The 15,058-nt window shown below is 41.6% G+C and carries 10 protein-coding genes; 7 read left to right on the top strand and 3 right to left on the bottom strand.

Annotated elements, in window-relative coordinates; genetic code table 11:
* Positions 1 to 170: 170 nt before the first annotated feature.
* The 4 genes from AACS98_RS18870 to AACS98_RS18885 all read left to right on the top strand — a co-directional run bounded on the left by AACS98_RS18870 (position 171) and on the right by AACS98_RS18885 (position 4,536).
* Entirely contained in the window at positions 171 to 884 is a 714-nt protein-coding gene (locus AACS98_RS18870) for a rubrerythrin family protein (protein ID WP_066382670.1), read from the top strand.
* A 175-nt stretch (positions 885 to 1,059) separates the two neighbouring features.
* Positions 1,060 to 2,421, top strand: coding sequence for a guanitoxin biosynthesis MATE family efflux transporter GntT (gene gntT / locus AACS98_RS18875; protein ID WP_066382672.1), 1,362 nt, complete (start codon positions 1,060 to 1,062; stop codon positions 2,419 to 2,421).
* A 220-nt stretch (positions 2,422 to 2,641) separates the two neighbouring features.
* Entirely contained in the window at positions 2,642 to 2,866 is a 225-nt protein-coding gene (locus AACS98_RS18880) for a hypothetical protein (protein WP_066382673.1), read from the top strand.
* Positions 2,867 to 3,198: 332 nt separating this feature from the next.
* On the top strand, positions 3,199 to 4,536 hold the full coding sequence (locus tag AACS98_RS18885) for a glutamate-cysteine ligase family protein (protein ID WP_156481700.1): 1,338 nt from the start codon (positions 3,199 to 3,201) through the stop codon (positions 4,534 to 4,536).
* A 116-nt stretch (positions 4,537 to 4,652) separates the two neighbouring features.
* On the opposite strand, the gene AACS98_RS18890 is transcribed toward AACS98_RS18885, so the two are convergent.
* Complete coding sequence (locus AACS98_RS18890) at positions 4,653 to 7,334, bottom strand: esterase-like activity of phytase family protein (RefSeq protein ID WP_339373724.1); 2,682 nt, start codon at positions 7,332 to 7,334, stop codon at positions 4,653 to 4,655.
* A gap of 279 nt (positions 7,335 to 7,613) precedes the next feature.
* Here AACS98_RS18890 and AACS98_RS18895 point away from each other — a divergent pair, with 279 nt between their 5' ends.
* Both AACS98_RS18895 and AACS98_RS18900 read left to right on the top strand, forming a co-directional pair.
* A complete protein-coding gene (locus tag AACS98_RS18895) occupies positions 7,614 to 10,139 on the top strand; it encodes a sigma 54-interacting transcriptional regulator (protein WP_066382676.1) in 2,526 nt (841 codons plus the stop codon).
* A 342-nt stretch (positions 10,140 to 10,481) separates the two neighbouring features.
* The gene (locus tag AACS98_RS18900; protein WP_066382678.1) at positions 10,482 to 11,330 is read left to right on the top strand and encodes a M90 family metallopeptidase; all 849 of its coding nucleotides are present in this window, start codon (positions 10,482 to 10,484) and stop codon (positions 11,328 to 11,330) included.
* A 153-nt stretch (positions 11,331 to 11,483) separates the two neighbouring features.
* Here the strand turns inward: AACS98_RS18900 and AACS98_RS18905 are convergent, their stop codons facing one another.
* Complete coding sequence (locus AACS98_RS18905; RefSeq protein ID WP_066382684.1) at positions 11,484 to 12,932, bottom strand: FAD-dependent oxidoreductase; 1,449 nt, start codon at positions 12,930 to 12,932, stop codon at positions 11,484 to 11,486.
* 149 nt (positions 12,933 to 13,081) lie between these two features.
* Between AACS98_RS18905 and AACS98_RS18910 the strand changes: the two genes are divergently transcribed.
* Positions 13,082 to 13,285, top strand: coding sequence for a hypothetical protein (locus tag AACS98_RS18910; RefSeq protein WP_066382906.1), 204 nt, complete (start codon positions 13,082 to 13,084; stop codon positions 13,283 to 13,285).
* Positions 13,286 to 13,318: 33 nt separating this feature from the next.
* Here the strand turns inward: AACS98_RS18910 and AACS98_RS18915 are convergent, their stop codons facing one another.
* Positions 13,319 to 15,055 carry an RluA family pseudouridine synthase gene (locus AACS98_RS18915; protein ID WP_066382686.1) on the bottom strand — a complete coding sequence of 579 codons (1,737 nt, stop codon included), beginning with the start codon at positions 15,053 to 15,055 and terminating at the stop codon, positions 13,319 to 13,321.
* Between the last annotated feature and the right edge of the window lie 3 nt (positions 15,056 to 15,058).

The raw sequence follows: 15,058 nt of genomic DNA on the forward strand, positions 1-15,058 counted from the left end.
CTTCTGGCTGATGCTGCAATTTTCCTGTCACCATTCAAAAAATCCGTAAATAAATATGGACTAAATAATTTGTCTCAAACAATGTAAATTATACAAGTGGTAGCTCATCTACTCAATTTTTGAGTCTGTATTTTCCATTTCAAGTATTACTTGTCAGGTATCGAAAATTTATGGATCTTTCAAACTTTACAACTTTGCAAAACTTAGAAGCTGCCTTTGCTGGGGAATCAATGGCGAATCGAAAATATCTATTCTTTGCTGAGGTGGCACGTAAACTAGGATTTAAAGATTTAGCTAAACTGTTTCGGGAAACCGCCGAACAAGAAACCGAACACGCTTTTGCTCATTTTGAGTTGTTACACCCAGAATTGGTTGTAGAAAATCCAGAGGCTTTGACTGACGAACAAAAGCGAGAAATTGTTTCTCGTTGTTTATCTTTGGCAATTGAAGGGGAAACCTACGAATACACCACCATGTATCCTAATTTTGCCGCAGATGCTGCACGCGATCGCGATCATCCCGCCGCCGCAGAATTTCTGAAACAGGCTCAAGAATCCAGTGAACACGCTGGCACCTTCCGCGCCGCCGCCCACCGTTTCGGCTTACTCAAGTTTATCGAAAATTACCACGCCGATCGCTACACAGAAGCTTTAGAAATATTAAATGGTGGCGAACCTACAACCAGAGTAGCTAGTGAAGATCCCAATACCCGGAAATGGATATGCAGACAATGCAGCATGATTTACGATCCTGTAACTGGTGATCCTGATTCTGGCATTGCAGCAGGTACACCCTTTGAAGCTATTCCTGATGATTGGCATTGTCCCATCTGTGGTGCTAGCAAAAAGACTTTTATTCCTCTTGAGGAAAAACTTGCTGCCTAAATATGTCTAAATATAACGATTAACCATACAATTTTTTGACGCAAATAACGCGAGTTAATTTATAGAAACTTCGCGTTATTTTTTACATAAGTCACCAAAAAACTGTATATTCTTGCCCTGTCGCCTAAACTGAAATAGTGACAATTTCCATTAATAACTGCATTAGAGCCAATTTATGCGATTTGCGGCAGTATCACTCCAGTATGACTTTCTACCTCGCTTTTACAAAATGGCAAGCATTAATGTGCTTTCCAACATGATGGTACCCTTGGCGGGTATTGTTGACATTGCTTTTTTGGGACATTTAGCAGATATTCGCCACTTGGCGGGAGTTATTCTTGCAACTATTCTCTTTGACTATCTTTACCGGGTGTTAAAGTTTTTACGTTCCAGTGTGAACGCCCTAACTGCACAAGCTGTAGGCATGGATGACCACAAAACCATATTATTAGTTGGGATGCGGAGTGTTTTAATTGCCCTAGGATTGGGGTTACTGATTCTGTTGCTGCAATACCCAATCCAAAAGATGGGGTTTTTGATTTTAAGTGGTTCTCCAGAAATTGAAAGTTCGGGAACTGATTATTTCTCTGCGAGAATTTGGGCAGCCCCGGCTGTATTGCTCAACTTTGTGTTAATTGGTTGGTTTACCGGGCGAGAAATGAATAGTCTGGTGCTGCTGATGTCTGTCATTGCCAATGGTTCTAATGTGCTGCTGGACTATTTAATGATTGTCAAGTGCGGTTGGGCAAGCATGGGGGCGGGATTGGCAACAGCCATCAGTCAATATCTTGCCTTAGTGACTGGTTTGCTGGGGGTGGGTTTTAGCATTCAATGGGCAGAACTACCAGCCGCCTTACAAGAAGTGTTTGATTGGGAGGCATTGAAAGATACTGTTGTGCTGAAAACCAATATTCTGGTGCGATTTTTAGTGTTAATTTCTACCTATGCCATTTTTACAAATTTAAGCGCGACAATGGGAACTATTACCTTGGCAGAAAACGGTTTACTGTTGCAAATTGCCCTGTTGAGTCAGTTCACAATTCAAGGTGTAGGGATGACAACGCAAACATTAACTGGCAACTTTCAGGGTAAAGGTACAACCGAGAAGATGATTCCATTGTTGAGTATTTCTATAATTACCAGTTTATTTATTGCTCTAGGCTTTGCGATCGCATCTGTAATTTTCCCAGATACAATATTTGGACTCTTGACTAATCATGCAGAAATCAACGAAAACATCAGTATTTACGTCACTTGGTTACTACCGCTTTTAGGATTAACTGCAACTGCTTTCATGTTGGAAGGGTACTTCATCGGCTTAAAGTCGGGTGCTATCATCCGTAATGCCGTTTTATTAGCCTTTGGATTAGGTTTTACACCCCTAGCTGTCACAGGCTGGTATCTCCACAATAATCACCTTTTATGGATGGCACTTGTTTCTTACATGACCATCATGATTATAGTGCTGGGGTCACAATTACCTAAGACACTGGTGAGCAAAAATTTAGCCAATCAAGATTTACTCCCCAGTTCCTAAAATCATCTCCCATTGTAGAGGAAGCTGAGAAAGCTGAGGCGCAAAGGGGAAAAATCCCATACCCAATTCCCAATGCCCAAATTTTTTAGCAATCATCAGCATTCCTCACAAGTTCCTCACATTTTCTGTTTATAACAGCTTTGAAGGTGATGGTTAGAAGCCAACAACTCGATCACCACCTGATATTTACCAAGTTGTGTCAAGATATGGTGTGATGATTATGAGTACCCACTTGTTTCACGATGAACAGAGCTTATTAGAAAAAACAGAAGAATTAGGTAGACAGGCAGTGAATTTAAAACTAATTCCTTCCTTTGTGATTCATTATTACGCAGATAGCTGGGAATTTTGTATTCCTGATGGTAACATTTCTAATTGTTTGACAGCACCAGAAGCCTACTTGAAATTAAAAAAATTAGTTGATTCTGCCATGTCCACCGTGTAGATCAAGCTGCCTATATTTAACTATGATGGAGGCTGTTGGAAAAACCAAACTTGTTTTTTTCGACTGCCTCCCCTACTCTCTTTTGCTAGCCCAGATTGCTGTAATATTAATTGCTGAATATTTTAGGGTTTGGAGTCCAGCTATGTATTATCAATTAAGTCAGTAACATTAACTTTTATATTAGTAAATTGTCAATGATGTTATATTTAACTACATATTTATATAAATTGTTATATTTTACATATAATTAAGAAATGTTTTTATGAAAATTCAAAAGATAAAATTTGATATTGGAATTTAATAACTAATAATAGATTATTCAAAAAAATAATATGGATATAGTAAAACGTCGCATCGGTCTAGAGCAAGAATTTTTTTTAGTCGATGAAGCAGGTGAAATTAGCGATCGCGCCGATGAATTCTTGCAAATTTGCCGCCAAACAGCAGCAGATCAAGGTTTAAATTCACAATACTTTGTACCAGAGTTCGTCAAGTGTATGCTGGAGATTAACACACCGCCAGCTTACACAGGTACAGAGTTAGCAAAAGAGTATTTAAAAAACCTCAAACTGGCATTAACCGCAGCACGAAAAACAGGTTTACGGCTTTATCCTCTCTCTAGCTACCCGTTACATATCATGCCAGTGATGCGCGATCAGCCTAATTACCACATTCAAGCGCGGACTGTCGGCTACGATAGATTTTTACACGCTGGCAAATGCACGGGGACACATCTACATTTAGAAGTACCGCCAGGGGTAATTGATCCGCGTGTGGCAGTCTCCTATAACTCTACACCAGCCGAGCGAGAGGAACTACTCAATATTTACAACTTAGCTACAGCTTGTGATTCGGTATTGATTTCATTAGGGCGGGCGTGTCCGTTTTATGAAGGACAAGCAATTGGGCTAGCGGCGCACACAATTCGTTATCGGGGCAGTGAAATTTTCGGCTGGGAAGGAGTATACACCCATTTGCAAGCTGTTGGCGGACTCAGACCTTATGCTGAAAGTGTGGAAAGTTTAGTTGAATTGCAATTTGAACGTTATTATGCTTGGTTGGAAGCAATTGATCAAGCTGGAATTGAGCGTCATTTATTTTTAGCAGCAGGAGGAAGCTTACTCAAATCAGCTTGGAATCCCATCCGTCTCAACAAACTCGGTACAGTGGAAGTCAGATGTATAGATAGTAATTTTCCCAGTGTGACTATTGCTATCATCGCATTATTGGAAAAACTGGCTCACCGAGTTAGAAGTAACCATCTGCAAGTCAAACCAACTAAAGAAGTTTGTACCTTTGAACTCACAGATGAGCAACTTTTAGTACCAGATTTTGAGTATTTAAATGGTGAGTTGTTGTATGCTGCGGCTACCGAGGGAGTGAAACATCCCCAAGTTAAGGCTTACGTTGATTCTGTGTTGCAATTTGCCATTGCCGACGGTGGAGAAGGGGCAAAATATTTAACCCAACTCAGAACAGAATTAGATCATTATCAAAGTATAGAAGCTAAGATTCTGCAAGAGTTCACCCCAACCACGGCAGAACTATCACGAGATGCAGGTTTACGTTTAGTGCGGGAGTGCTGCGAACAGTTAGAAACACAGGTTTCATGGCTAGACACTGAACATCCTTTAGCAACATTAGATGAACAATGCCAACTACTGAATTGACCTTAAAAAAACGGAATACTCAGATCCCCGACTTCTTTGAGAAGTCGGGAATCTATCCCATCATCATTTTATCTTTAATTATGATAGGCGATCGCACCTCTTGATTCTGGTATGCTTTAAACTATCAAAAAACTCTCAGCAGTTAAAGCCGCACGATTAGAGAACCGGGCAATTTGCACCTGTGCAGCACCGCCACTACCATCAGCATCAAAAAATAGTTCACCTTGAGCTTGATTGTAGATCAAGCGTTGATTTTCTGTAGTCGCACTCCTACCCAATACAAACAAGCTAGAGTCTAAGCTTCCTGCTGTCAAGCTAACCTCAGATGCAGATAGATGAATGTTATCCTCACCGACTTTGAAATCAACGATAGTATCAAAGCCACCAGTCAGAACACCAGTCAAATCAAAGATATCTGCACCACGACCACCGACTAAGGTATCATTACCAGCACCACCAATGAGTGTATCATCCCCTGCCCCCCCGGAAAGATAGTCATCACCTCCCAAACCCATCAAGGTATTGTTAGGATTATTACCCATAATTCGGTTAGCAGCATCATTACCAGTACCATCTATTGTTTGATTACCTACCAAACTCAGGTTCTCTACGTTATCCCCTAATGTCAATGTTACGATAGAAATGATTGTATCTATACCTCCATCTGCTGCTTCAATAATCACATCCTCTACACTATCTACTTCGTAGATATCATTACCCGCCCCACCATCGAGAGTATCATTACCTGTACCACCATCAAGTCGGTCATTACCAGCATCACCATTGAGTCTGTCGTTACCACCTTTACCCATCAACCAATCATCACCGCCTAAACCATTTAAGGTATTAGCTGTATTGTTACCGATGATGTGGTTATTGAGGGTGTTACCAGTACCAGTGACTGCATTACCCAACAGAGTGAGATTTTCTAGGTTATCTCCTAGGGTGTAGTCGATAAAAGAGTTAACTTTATCTATGCCTCCATCAACTGCCTCAATCACTTGGTCGTTAATACTGTCTACCGTGTAAATATCATTACCTGCTCCCCCATCTAAGATATCATCACCAGTACCGCCATCGAGGTTGTCATTGCCCTCGCCACCGTAAACAGTATCATTACCTGCGTTGCCGTAGAGCAAGTCAAAGCCTTCGCCACCACTAATGCTGTCATCGCCTACACCACCAAATGCGTAGTCATTACCAATGCCACCATCGAGTGTGTCATTACCTCCACCTCCCATGAGGTAGTCGTTGCCGTCTAAGCCGTTGATGATGTCGTTGTTGTTTGTGCCTCTGAGAAAATCTTGATCTGATGTCCCTTGAGTGATATCGTTATCGGTGATGCTGACATTGACACTATCAATGGTAATGCCGTTGTAATTGGTATCGCTACTCGTAACTGTGTGTTGAATAGTGCCTGTGTGATTGCCTTCAGCTAAGTTATCATCTACTGCTGTAACTGTGACGGTTTGGGCGATATTCCAGTTTTGAGGTGTGAACACAAGTTGATTGACATTGGTTGTCACTTGTGTACCAGGATTAATAGTGATGGTAACGTTTGTTGTGGGTTGACTTGTGAGGACAACTGTATAACTATCAGTCACACCACCTTCTGTAACACTGGTGTTATCACTACTTTGGGTGATACTTGCAGAGATGGTATTGACTTGTGCGCTTAAAGATAATATTTGTGTTGATGTGTTAAAATTATTGTCAGCGACTAAGACAATTGACTGACGACCGTCTTGTAATGTGGGGCCAAAAGCTAACCCTTCTACATTACCGACAGAACTATTTGGATCGAGAGTTAATAGCAGTCGCTTTTGGACTGGTTGAATAGCAGAAATATCTGATGGTAAAGTATTCTGACTACTAATATCTGTAGCCCCTTGTAGCTTCACTTCATAAAGTTTAATTGTGTACCTGGGATTAGCACCTGTACTTTCACTTGATGCAGAACGCTCTAACGCTAATAATGTACCCCGGTTATCAATTGCTAATAAATCCACTAAACCATTACCAGTTAGTGGTCTTTCAGCAGTTGGTGGTTCTGCTGCTAGGTCAGTAATGTATAAGTATTGTTTTTCTGGCTGTCCTGTGATTAGATTGTATTGGATAATCCGCGAACGACGAATACGGTCAGATATTAGTGGGCCATCTTGAAAGAGGGCTGTTTCTGTAGCTGTGTATAGAGTATTTTGATCAGGGGTGATAGTTAAACTTTCAAATGCCAAATTATTATGCACGCCTGAAGTTTGGGTGTCACCTGTATTGATTGTCCCGCTATTATTGGTATCTACAATGACTGGTAAAAAGTTCGCCGGTATGGGCAGCGATCGCACTTCCTGCCCTGTAGATAAATTAAACTCTTTAATAAACGGGTTAATGACAATACCTGCATTGATATTAACCTCACCTTCAGAAGCGACAAAAACTGTACCATTTTGAGTTAAGGCAAAACCTTCTGGGTTGAGACTGTTAGCTGCAAAGAAATTACCATTAATATCCTTTAACGGCGTAGCATTGGTAAAGGTGATTTCGGGTGTGGCAAGATTATTTAAGTTAGCAGTAAAAGTATAAAAGCGTGCTAATCCATTACTATCAGAACGTGCATCTGAAAGCGAGTAGTAAACATTATTAACTGCATCGTAAACAACACCAGATAAACCGCCTAATCTTGTTTGAGTGCCGTTTATCGTTCCGGCTGCACCAGTAGGAACAAAGGTTGTAGCGAATGTGGTTTGTCCCCCCAATGTCACATTCACAACGGTTTTAGCTGCTGTAGAGTTATTTGCCACCATCTTTGAGTTCTCAGGTAAATGCGGAAGTAAAAATCAGCACTAATCTAACTGTTACTAACACGCTCGTCAATTAATCGAAATTTAAAACAAGCTTTCCGGTTCACTGTTGCCCTATATCTCTGAAACTAACGGCTACGACTAAAAAACACCGCCGCCAGTATAATTAAACCTAACAGCACCAAGGGAACCCAAAGATTCGGCAAATCAGATACACTCATCACATCGCTATTTTTGGGGATAATTCCTGTTATAGCAAGCAGACAACACGGGGAACTCATGAGCATATATCCAGAGAAAGTTATCTGGTTACAGGAGCGAACAACTTTAAGTATTCTCTCATCAGAAGTGTTGAATGCGATCGCTCCCCTGATTCAAGAACAAGTCATACCTCAAGCAAGCACTCTCATTCAAGAAGGGACTCGCCCAACAGCACTTTATATTCTCCTAGATGGTCAACTAGAAACTGAAATTACCAATAAAAACAACCCTGTCTTCCCTTGCGGTTTTCTTCCGGGTGCAGTCATTCACCTCAAGGAATTACTCTTAGATGAATTAACCCCATACACAATTAATGCTGTCACAGAATCTCATGTCTGGGTGATTCCGGTGGCGGAGTTTCGCGCCTTAGTTAATCAATATCCCGAAATTACTCAAGCTGTGTCTCGACAACTGGCGCAGGAATTAGCACAGATGACATCTGCGTTAAGCTATGAACAAGAACGTTCCGTAGCTTTGCGACCATATTTAGTTACCAAAGCCCAAAGGGGAATTGTCGGCACCAGTCGCTATGCGTTGCGTTTGCGGGAACAAATACGCGAAGCGGCGACTGACCGGAAATCTGTCGAAATTTTCGGCGAACCAGGCTTAGACAAAGATAATATTGCCGCCCTGATTCATTTTAGTTCCCCCAAACGCCGTGAACCGATAATTAAAGTCAATTGTGGGATGTTGCAAACTAGCGGCGCAGATTTATTCGGTCGTGCTGGGGGGAAACCGGGACTGTTAGAATGGCTAGGGGAAGGAAGTTTAGTTTTAAACAATATTCAGGAGTTACCAGCAGAATTATTACCAGATGTAGCAGAGTTATTAAAAACAGGGACATATACCCCCGTGACTCGTCCGGGAGAAGCCACGGCTGCACCCCGCACCAGTCAAGCCAGAATTATGTTAGTTTCTGAAAAAGCCCAGTCCCAAATTGAACGCTGTGTAGGTCATATAATTAAAGTGCCACCGCTACGGGTACGGAAGGCAGATATTCAAGTACAGGTAGAATATTACACCAGTTTGTATGTGCGATCGCGTGGACTTCCTAAACCCCATATCACCCCGGAAGCCTTGCGCCGTCTCCAGTCCTATGATTTTCCTGGGAATCTCAAGGAGTTGAAAAACCTTGTAGAAAGGGCAATTGTACAAGCGGGGAAAGGTAGGGAATTAACAGAAGAAATCTTCTGGGCGGCGGAAACGAAGAAAAAGCAATTTCGTGTGAATTTGTTGAACCTTTATCCAGGTTTGCGGCGATTTTTGCGGAGTGACTGGTGGCCGGATAAAATTAACTATGGTTTTACGGTGGTGGCGTTTGCGTTGATTGTGGGTGTGTTATTTGTAGGGCCACAAACACGCGATCGCAATTTTGCGTTAAACTTATTTTGGGCTTGGTGGTGGCCTGTCATCTTACTAATCTTTCCCTTTTTAGGGCGCGTATGGTGTTCAGTCTGTCCCTTCATGATTTACGGCGAAATTACCCAAAAACTATCATTGTGGCTATTTCCCCGACAACTGAAACGCTGGCCGAGAGAAAAAGCTGAAAAATGGGGCGGTTGGTTTTTATTTGGTTTATTTACCTTAATTTTCCTCTGGGAAGAACTTTGGAATTTGGAAAACACCGCCTATCTTTCCGCCTGTTTACTATTATTAATTACCTCCGGGGCGATGATTTTCTCAGCCATTTTTGAAAGGCGGTTTTGGTGTCGTTATCTTTGCCCCATCGGTGGGATGAATGGCTTATTTGCTAAACTTTCAATCACAGAACTTAGGGCGCAACAAGGAATTTGTTCAGCAAGTTGTACCACCTATCAATGTTATAAAGGTGGAGTAGAAAAAGGCGAAGGGATGGAAACCGATGGCTGTCCTTTATATTCCCATCCCGCACAATTAGAAGATAACCGAGATTGTGTATTATGTATGACTTGTTTAAAAGCCTGTCCCCATCGTTCCGTTGAGTTTAACTTGCGTCCCCCTGGAATTGAATTGTGGACAACTCATGTACCCCGTAACTACGAAGTCGCTTTGTTATTGTTACTATTAGGCGGAGTATATTTGCATCGTTTACCAGAGTTGCAAACTTGGCTAGGTTTACAGTTAGATTTAACACAATTTTGGCTACATTTAGGGATATCACTGTTAGCTTTAATCGTTCCGACTGTGTTTGTATTGGTTGGCTATTATGGCATCAAATTCTTCAGCTTCCGCCGCAAACCTAGAGGATTTATTGAACTCGCCTATGGTTATTTACCATTAGTATTAGGAGGTAACTTAGCTCATTACTTACGTTTAGGTTTAGGTGAAGGTGGGAAAATTATCCCCGTGACGTTTGCCACATTTGGTTTAAATGGTGAGCAATTACCTATATTAGTAGCTCATCCAGCCGTGATTGCTTTTTTGCAAGGTACAACTCTAATTTTTGCAGTATTGTTGACGATAATTTTAACACAAAAAATTGCGCGTCAACCTTTTAGAGCTTTGCTTTGGCAACACCTAGCCGCAATTGGTTTAGGGTTGAGTATGTGGGCAATTATTGTCTAGGTGCTAGATAACAATTTTTGTAGGGTGGGCATTGCTTGCAATTTCCTTAAACCCTCAGTTTAACGTTGTTGGCAATGCCACCCTTAAGCATATTGAGAATGGCGCAAGATATGACATAATACCGTTTCTTGATGTAGCTTGCGTGGCTTAGTCATAGATGCACTGTAGAGACGTTGCATGCAACGTCTCTACATCATTAAGATGACGCAACTTCATAGAGAATTGATATAAAAGATATCATGTACGGTTAATTACTTATGATAAGATTTCGATGCTGATTTTTTCTCTTTTCCTGTTCCATATCCCCTGTTCATTTTTACAAATAAAAGCTAATAAGTATCTATGCTTCAAGCAGTTATTATTTTTCTAATTTTGGGGATAATTATTACTGTAATTTTCATTAGTCCTATTCTCACAAAGCAAAGGAGAAACAGAATTAAAAAACGTTCTTTTCCTGCTTTGTGGAATGCGATTCTTGAAAATAACTTGCCTATTTATCTACAACTCTCTCCTGCGGAACGTCAACGACTGCGGGGACATATTCAAATATTTTTAGCAGAAAAGCAATTTATTGGTTGTAGAGGATTACAGGTAACGGCAGAAATGAAATTAACTATTGCCTCTGTTGCTTGTTTATTACTCTTGAATGAGCGTGGCGAATACTTTCCTAAACTACGTTCAATTTTGGTTTATCCTAGTACATATTTTGTCAATCAAACTGTTGCTGTGAGTGATTATGTAATTACAGAAAGACGCGATGCTAGATTAGGAGAATCATGGACTAAAGACCAAGTAATTTTATCTTGGAAACAGGTGCAAGAAGATACTCAAAACTGGAGAGATGGACGTAATGTTGTACTGCATGAATTTGCTCATCAGTTAGATCAAGAAGATGGTAAAGCTGATGGTGTACCAATACTGCCCCATAACTCAGATTATCAGATGTGGTCTAGGGTGATGACAGCAGAATTTTATCAACTTTGTTATCATGTTCAGCAAGATATGAGAACAGTAATTGATAGTTATGGTGCAACTAATACCGCCGAATTTTTTGCTGTGGCGACAGAGACATTTTTTGAGAAGCCACAGCAATTATTACAGGAGCATTCCGCACTGTATGAGTTACTGAAAAGATACTATCAATTAGACCCTATACAGTGGGTGGAAGCGGGGAGCATCCCAAATGTGTAAGTTTATTTTTTGCTTGAGTTCAAGACTTGAAATGAACAAACCACGAAGGTACTAAGTACACGAAGGTAAGAGATTTTTAGAGAGTTTTTGGTGTTGCTGTGGTTATTTTTTCAAAATTGGGATGCTCCCTGGAAGCGTGAATTTAAAGGCGTGCTACGCTTGCTCAAAATTGCGTCCGTAGAGGTGTTGACTATACTCCTGCCAGTCTTCAGATGAGGTGTAAGGTGGGTTTAATGTTGCCTTTTGGACATACGCCATTAAGGGACGACGCAACTGTTCATATTTTTGAAAAGCTGCCGTTATTACTTGTTTATTGTGCCAATTATTCTCCTTTGCAATTTTAGCAATTAATGTCACCACAGCTAAGGCATCTTCTAAACCTTGATTAGCACCTTGAGCCATAAATGGCGGCATTCCATGCGCCGCATCTCCGACTAAAACAACTCTGTCAAAACTCCAAGTTGGTTGAATTGGTGTACTTTCAGCATCGGCAATCATGGCACGATGAATATAATAAGGACGGTGTTCTATATTTTCTGGGGGTGATAAACAAACTAATTGTTTGAGAACATCAGGAAATCCTGCATTTTCAAAGACTTGTAATGCAAGTTCTTTCAAAGAATTACCAGATTGATTTTCTAAAACTGCCAAAGGTAAAGCTGAGTGAACGAGATACCCAAATTGTCCCGTGGCGCGACTGCGGAATAACATCATTCTTGTAGATTGCATCTCACCAGATTCATTTCTAGATGACTCATACTGACAGATGGTAGTAACTGGTGATTTCTGCAAAAATTTTGTTTCAATTTCTGCTTCCACTTCTGCGGGAATATTTGCTATCTCCCGACAAGATATAGCAGCATATCCAGAATATTCAGGTTTAGCAAAATCTGTGTATGGGCTATTTTGATAAAGCACCCGGCGAATTGTAGAATTAATGCCGTCTGCGGCTACAACTAGCCTAGCCCGGAATGATTTATTAGTAAATGATTCTTCGGAAGTTTTATCTAGATTTTCGGGTTTGCTGTTTTCCCAATGGGCATAGGGATTTGCTTCTACTGTAGTGTCAGAAACACAATCTATCCTTACACAATTATTATCTGGCTCATCGACAACATTGATACACCGATGATTAATTTTGACAATATCTGGAGGTAGTTGTTGTCTTAAAGCTGTCTGCAAATTGTACCAAGCAATAGAAACTCGCCCTTCGCCATATTCTTGAAACCAATCATCAAAACTCAGGGAAATTTCCCGAATTGTCTCCCCCTGAAAATTTTTGTAAACCCATTTAGGTGAAGGTTTGGGAGTGTTTTGTGCTGGAGTGGAGGGTTGAGAATTGAATAAACCAAAGGCGGCGTTTTTAACGGCTTCGTAAGCATGAGAATCTAAATATCTCAGAGATTTTAAGCCATTGGGCAGCAAATCCAAAACTTGCCCAACCTGACGAAAGGCGCGAGTTTGATCTATTACCAAAATATTTGCAATTCCACGCTGGCGTAAACCAATGGCAGTTGCTAAACCAATAGGCCCAGCCCCAACTATCACAACATCGTAAATATCAGTTAACATATCCTTGCTGACAAAACTCACTATATTCATTATTTAACCCTAGCCCTTAAAAATCAGGGCTGTACAAACTTTTTCCGGCTGCGTGGACTCACCAAAATCAAGTTAGCGTCTGTCAGCCAATTCAAAATGTGGATATACTGAAGCTAAACAAATTTGCCTCGCCAAGAAATCTTGAACCTATGACAAGTCGTGAACAATTGCTTCAGGAACTTGAACAAGCTCCCGATGATATAGTCCAAACAGTGCTGGATTTTTTACATCGAGTTAAGGCTATACGCAAAAAACATCCACTAGCAAAGTTTGCAGGAATTTTAAGTGACTCAGAGGCGGAGGAACTACAAAGAACAATTTCAACAGAGTGGAACAGTGGTAGTCAAGTTTGAGATAAGACGCTGTGATGATTCAATGCAAAACCATTAAAAAGGCGTTTGAGTCTGCAAATCAATAATTGCTTGTGTATGTGGATGCTGAAAGCGGAGTTCTCTGGCGTGCAAGTGTAAGCGAGTCGCCCCAGCATTGCAACCATAAAGGCGATCGCCTAATATGACTACTCCTAATCCTACCAAAGCATGAACCCTTAACTGATGTGTGCGTCCGGTCAATGGCACAAACTCTACACGGGTATATTCTCCTTCCCTCCCCATCACCCGAAAGCGCGTCACACTGGGTTTACCACGTTGCCAATCAACTTGTTGATACGGTCGATTTTGTGGATCTCCCCATAATGGTAATTCAATCACATCTGCGTCTGTGGTGACAACACCTGCAAGGATGGCTTCATAAACCTTGTGGACTTGTCGCTGTTGAAATTGCTGGCTGAGTTGGCGATAGGTTTGGGCATCACGCGCCATTAAAAGGATACCAGAGGTTTCTTGATCTAAGCGATGCACCGCCGCCAGATTCTCGCCATCTGGTAACAAATGACGCAAGCGGCTAATAACACTGTCTTGGGTTTCTAGATAACGCCCAGGAACAGATAGCAGCCCAGAAGGTTTGTTGACAGCAATCAACCATTCGTCTTCATAAATAATCTTGACCTCTCCCCAAACCCCTCCCCTACAAGGGGTGGGGCTTAAAACTCCCTTTTCCTGACCTTCGGTACGGTGCGCGAATGCACTTAAAACTCCCCCTTCCCTTCTGGGGAAGGGGGTAGGGGGGTTAGGTTTTAAACCCGCCAGCAAAAACCCCATCAACGGTTGACAACGTTCTGCACAAGCACCATAAAATTCTCCTGGGAGTTTATCTTGATTGGATGTCCCCCACCAAAATTCAGCCATTGCTAAGGGTTTGAGTCCGTGGGTGGCGGCGTAGTGGAGTAATTTCGGGGCGCAACAGTCGCCTGTGCCTGTGGGTAAACCATTGGGCATTAATTGCTGTAATGATGAAGATTGTCCGAAAAAATTCATTAGCGAATAAGCGGCGTGCATCTGTGCTTGTAATTGCCGAGAGATAGCTTTACGCTGTTGTTTGAGTTCTTGAATGCGTATATCTGCGGTGGCGATCGCTTCCTTGAGAGTTGCCAAACTCACATCTCGTTGGCGTTTGAGTCTCCGGCGTTCAATTCCCTGCTGACGGCTTTCCTCGTCTAGTTGTTCTAAAGCCAAAGTTAAAGCTTCACCTGTGAGTGTATCGTAAAAATACTGACGTTGTTGCTGTCGTTGCTGTTTGTCAGTCAGATGGCGATCGCTCATTTGTTGCAACTGTTGTGCATACTCCCGTGATAGTATTTCATACTCTTGTCTAGCTGGTAACTGTTTCAGGGTAATTAGTTCTTGCTTAATTGCTGCCAACTGTGCCAAAGTTTCGGCTTCTGCTAAAGCTACTTGTTCCCTCCCTGGAATTGGTGTCACCCAACCCTCAAGCACACTTTCACCATTGAGTAAACCAGAAAAAGCTTTCAGTACCCGGTTTTCGCCTGTAGGTAGTTCCACCAACAACACACCATACATTTTACCTTCACGGGAATAACGCTCATCCTCGGCTAATTGTCGCATTAAACCATAGGCGATCGCTTCTGCTAAAGGCGTGCGTGGTAGTCTGAATAAATCACCACTTTGCAGACAACGCCCCTCATACCAATAGTTAGGAGATTGGTGAATATCAATCCCATCACAGTTAAGAAAATCTGCAAGTGGATGTAAAACCTTTGTCATGGC

The organism is Anabaena sp. CA = ATCC 33047, from assembly GCF_963870205.1.
Classification (GTDB): Bacteria; Cyanobacteriota; Cyanobacteriia; order Cyanobacteriales; family Nostocaceae; genus Trichormus.

Bases quoted from the DNA above. Each gene is read 5' to 3' on its own strand.
- AACS98_RS18880 (WP_066382673.1), top strand. From the start codon at position 2,642: ATGAGTACCCACTTGTTTCACGATGAACAGAGCTTATTAGAAAAAACA.
- AACS98_RS18870 (WP_066382670.1), top strand. From the start codon at position 171: ATGGATCTTTCAAACTTTACAACTTTGCAAAACTTAGAAGCTGCCTTT.
- AACS98_RS18900 (WP_066382678.1), top strand. From the start codon at position 10,482: ATGCTTCAAGCAGTTATTATTTTTCTAATTTTGGGGATAATTATTACT.
- AACS98_RS18910 (WP_066382906.1), top strand. From the start codon at position 13,082: ATGACAAGTCGTGAACAATTGCTTCAGGAACTTGAACAAGCTCCCGAT.
- AACS98_RS18895 (WP_066382676.1), top strand. From the start codon at position 7,614: ATGAGCATATATCCAGAGAAAGTTATCTGGTTACAGGAGCGAACAACT.
- AACS98_RS18905 (WP_066382684.1), bottom strand. From the start codon at position 12,932: ATGAATATAGTGAGTTTTGTCAGCAAGGATATGTTAACTGATATTTAC.
- AACS98_RS18915 (WP_066382686.1), bottom strand. From the start codon at position 15,055: ATGACAAAGGTTTTACATCCACTTGCAGATTTTCTTAACTGTGATGGG.
- gntT (WP_066382672.1), top strand. From the start codon at position 1,060: ATGCGATTTGCGGCAGTATCACTCCAGTATGACTTTCTACCTCGCTTT.
- AACS98_RS18885 (WP_156481700.1), top strand. From the start codon at position 3,199: ATGGATATAGTAAAACGTCGCATCGGTCTAGAGCAAGAATTTTTTTTA.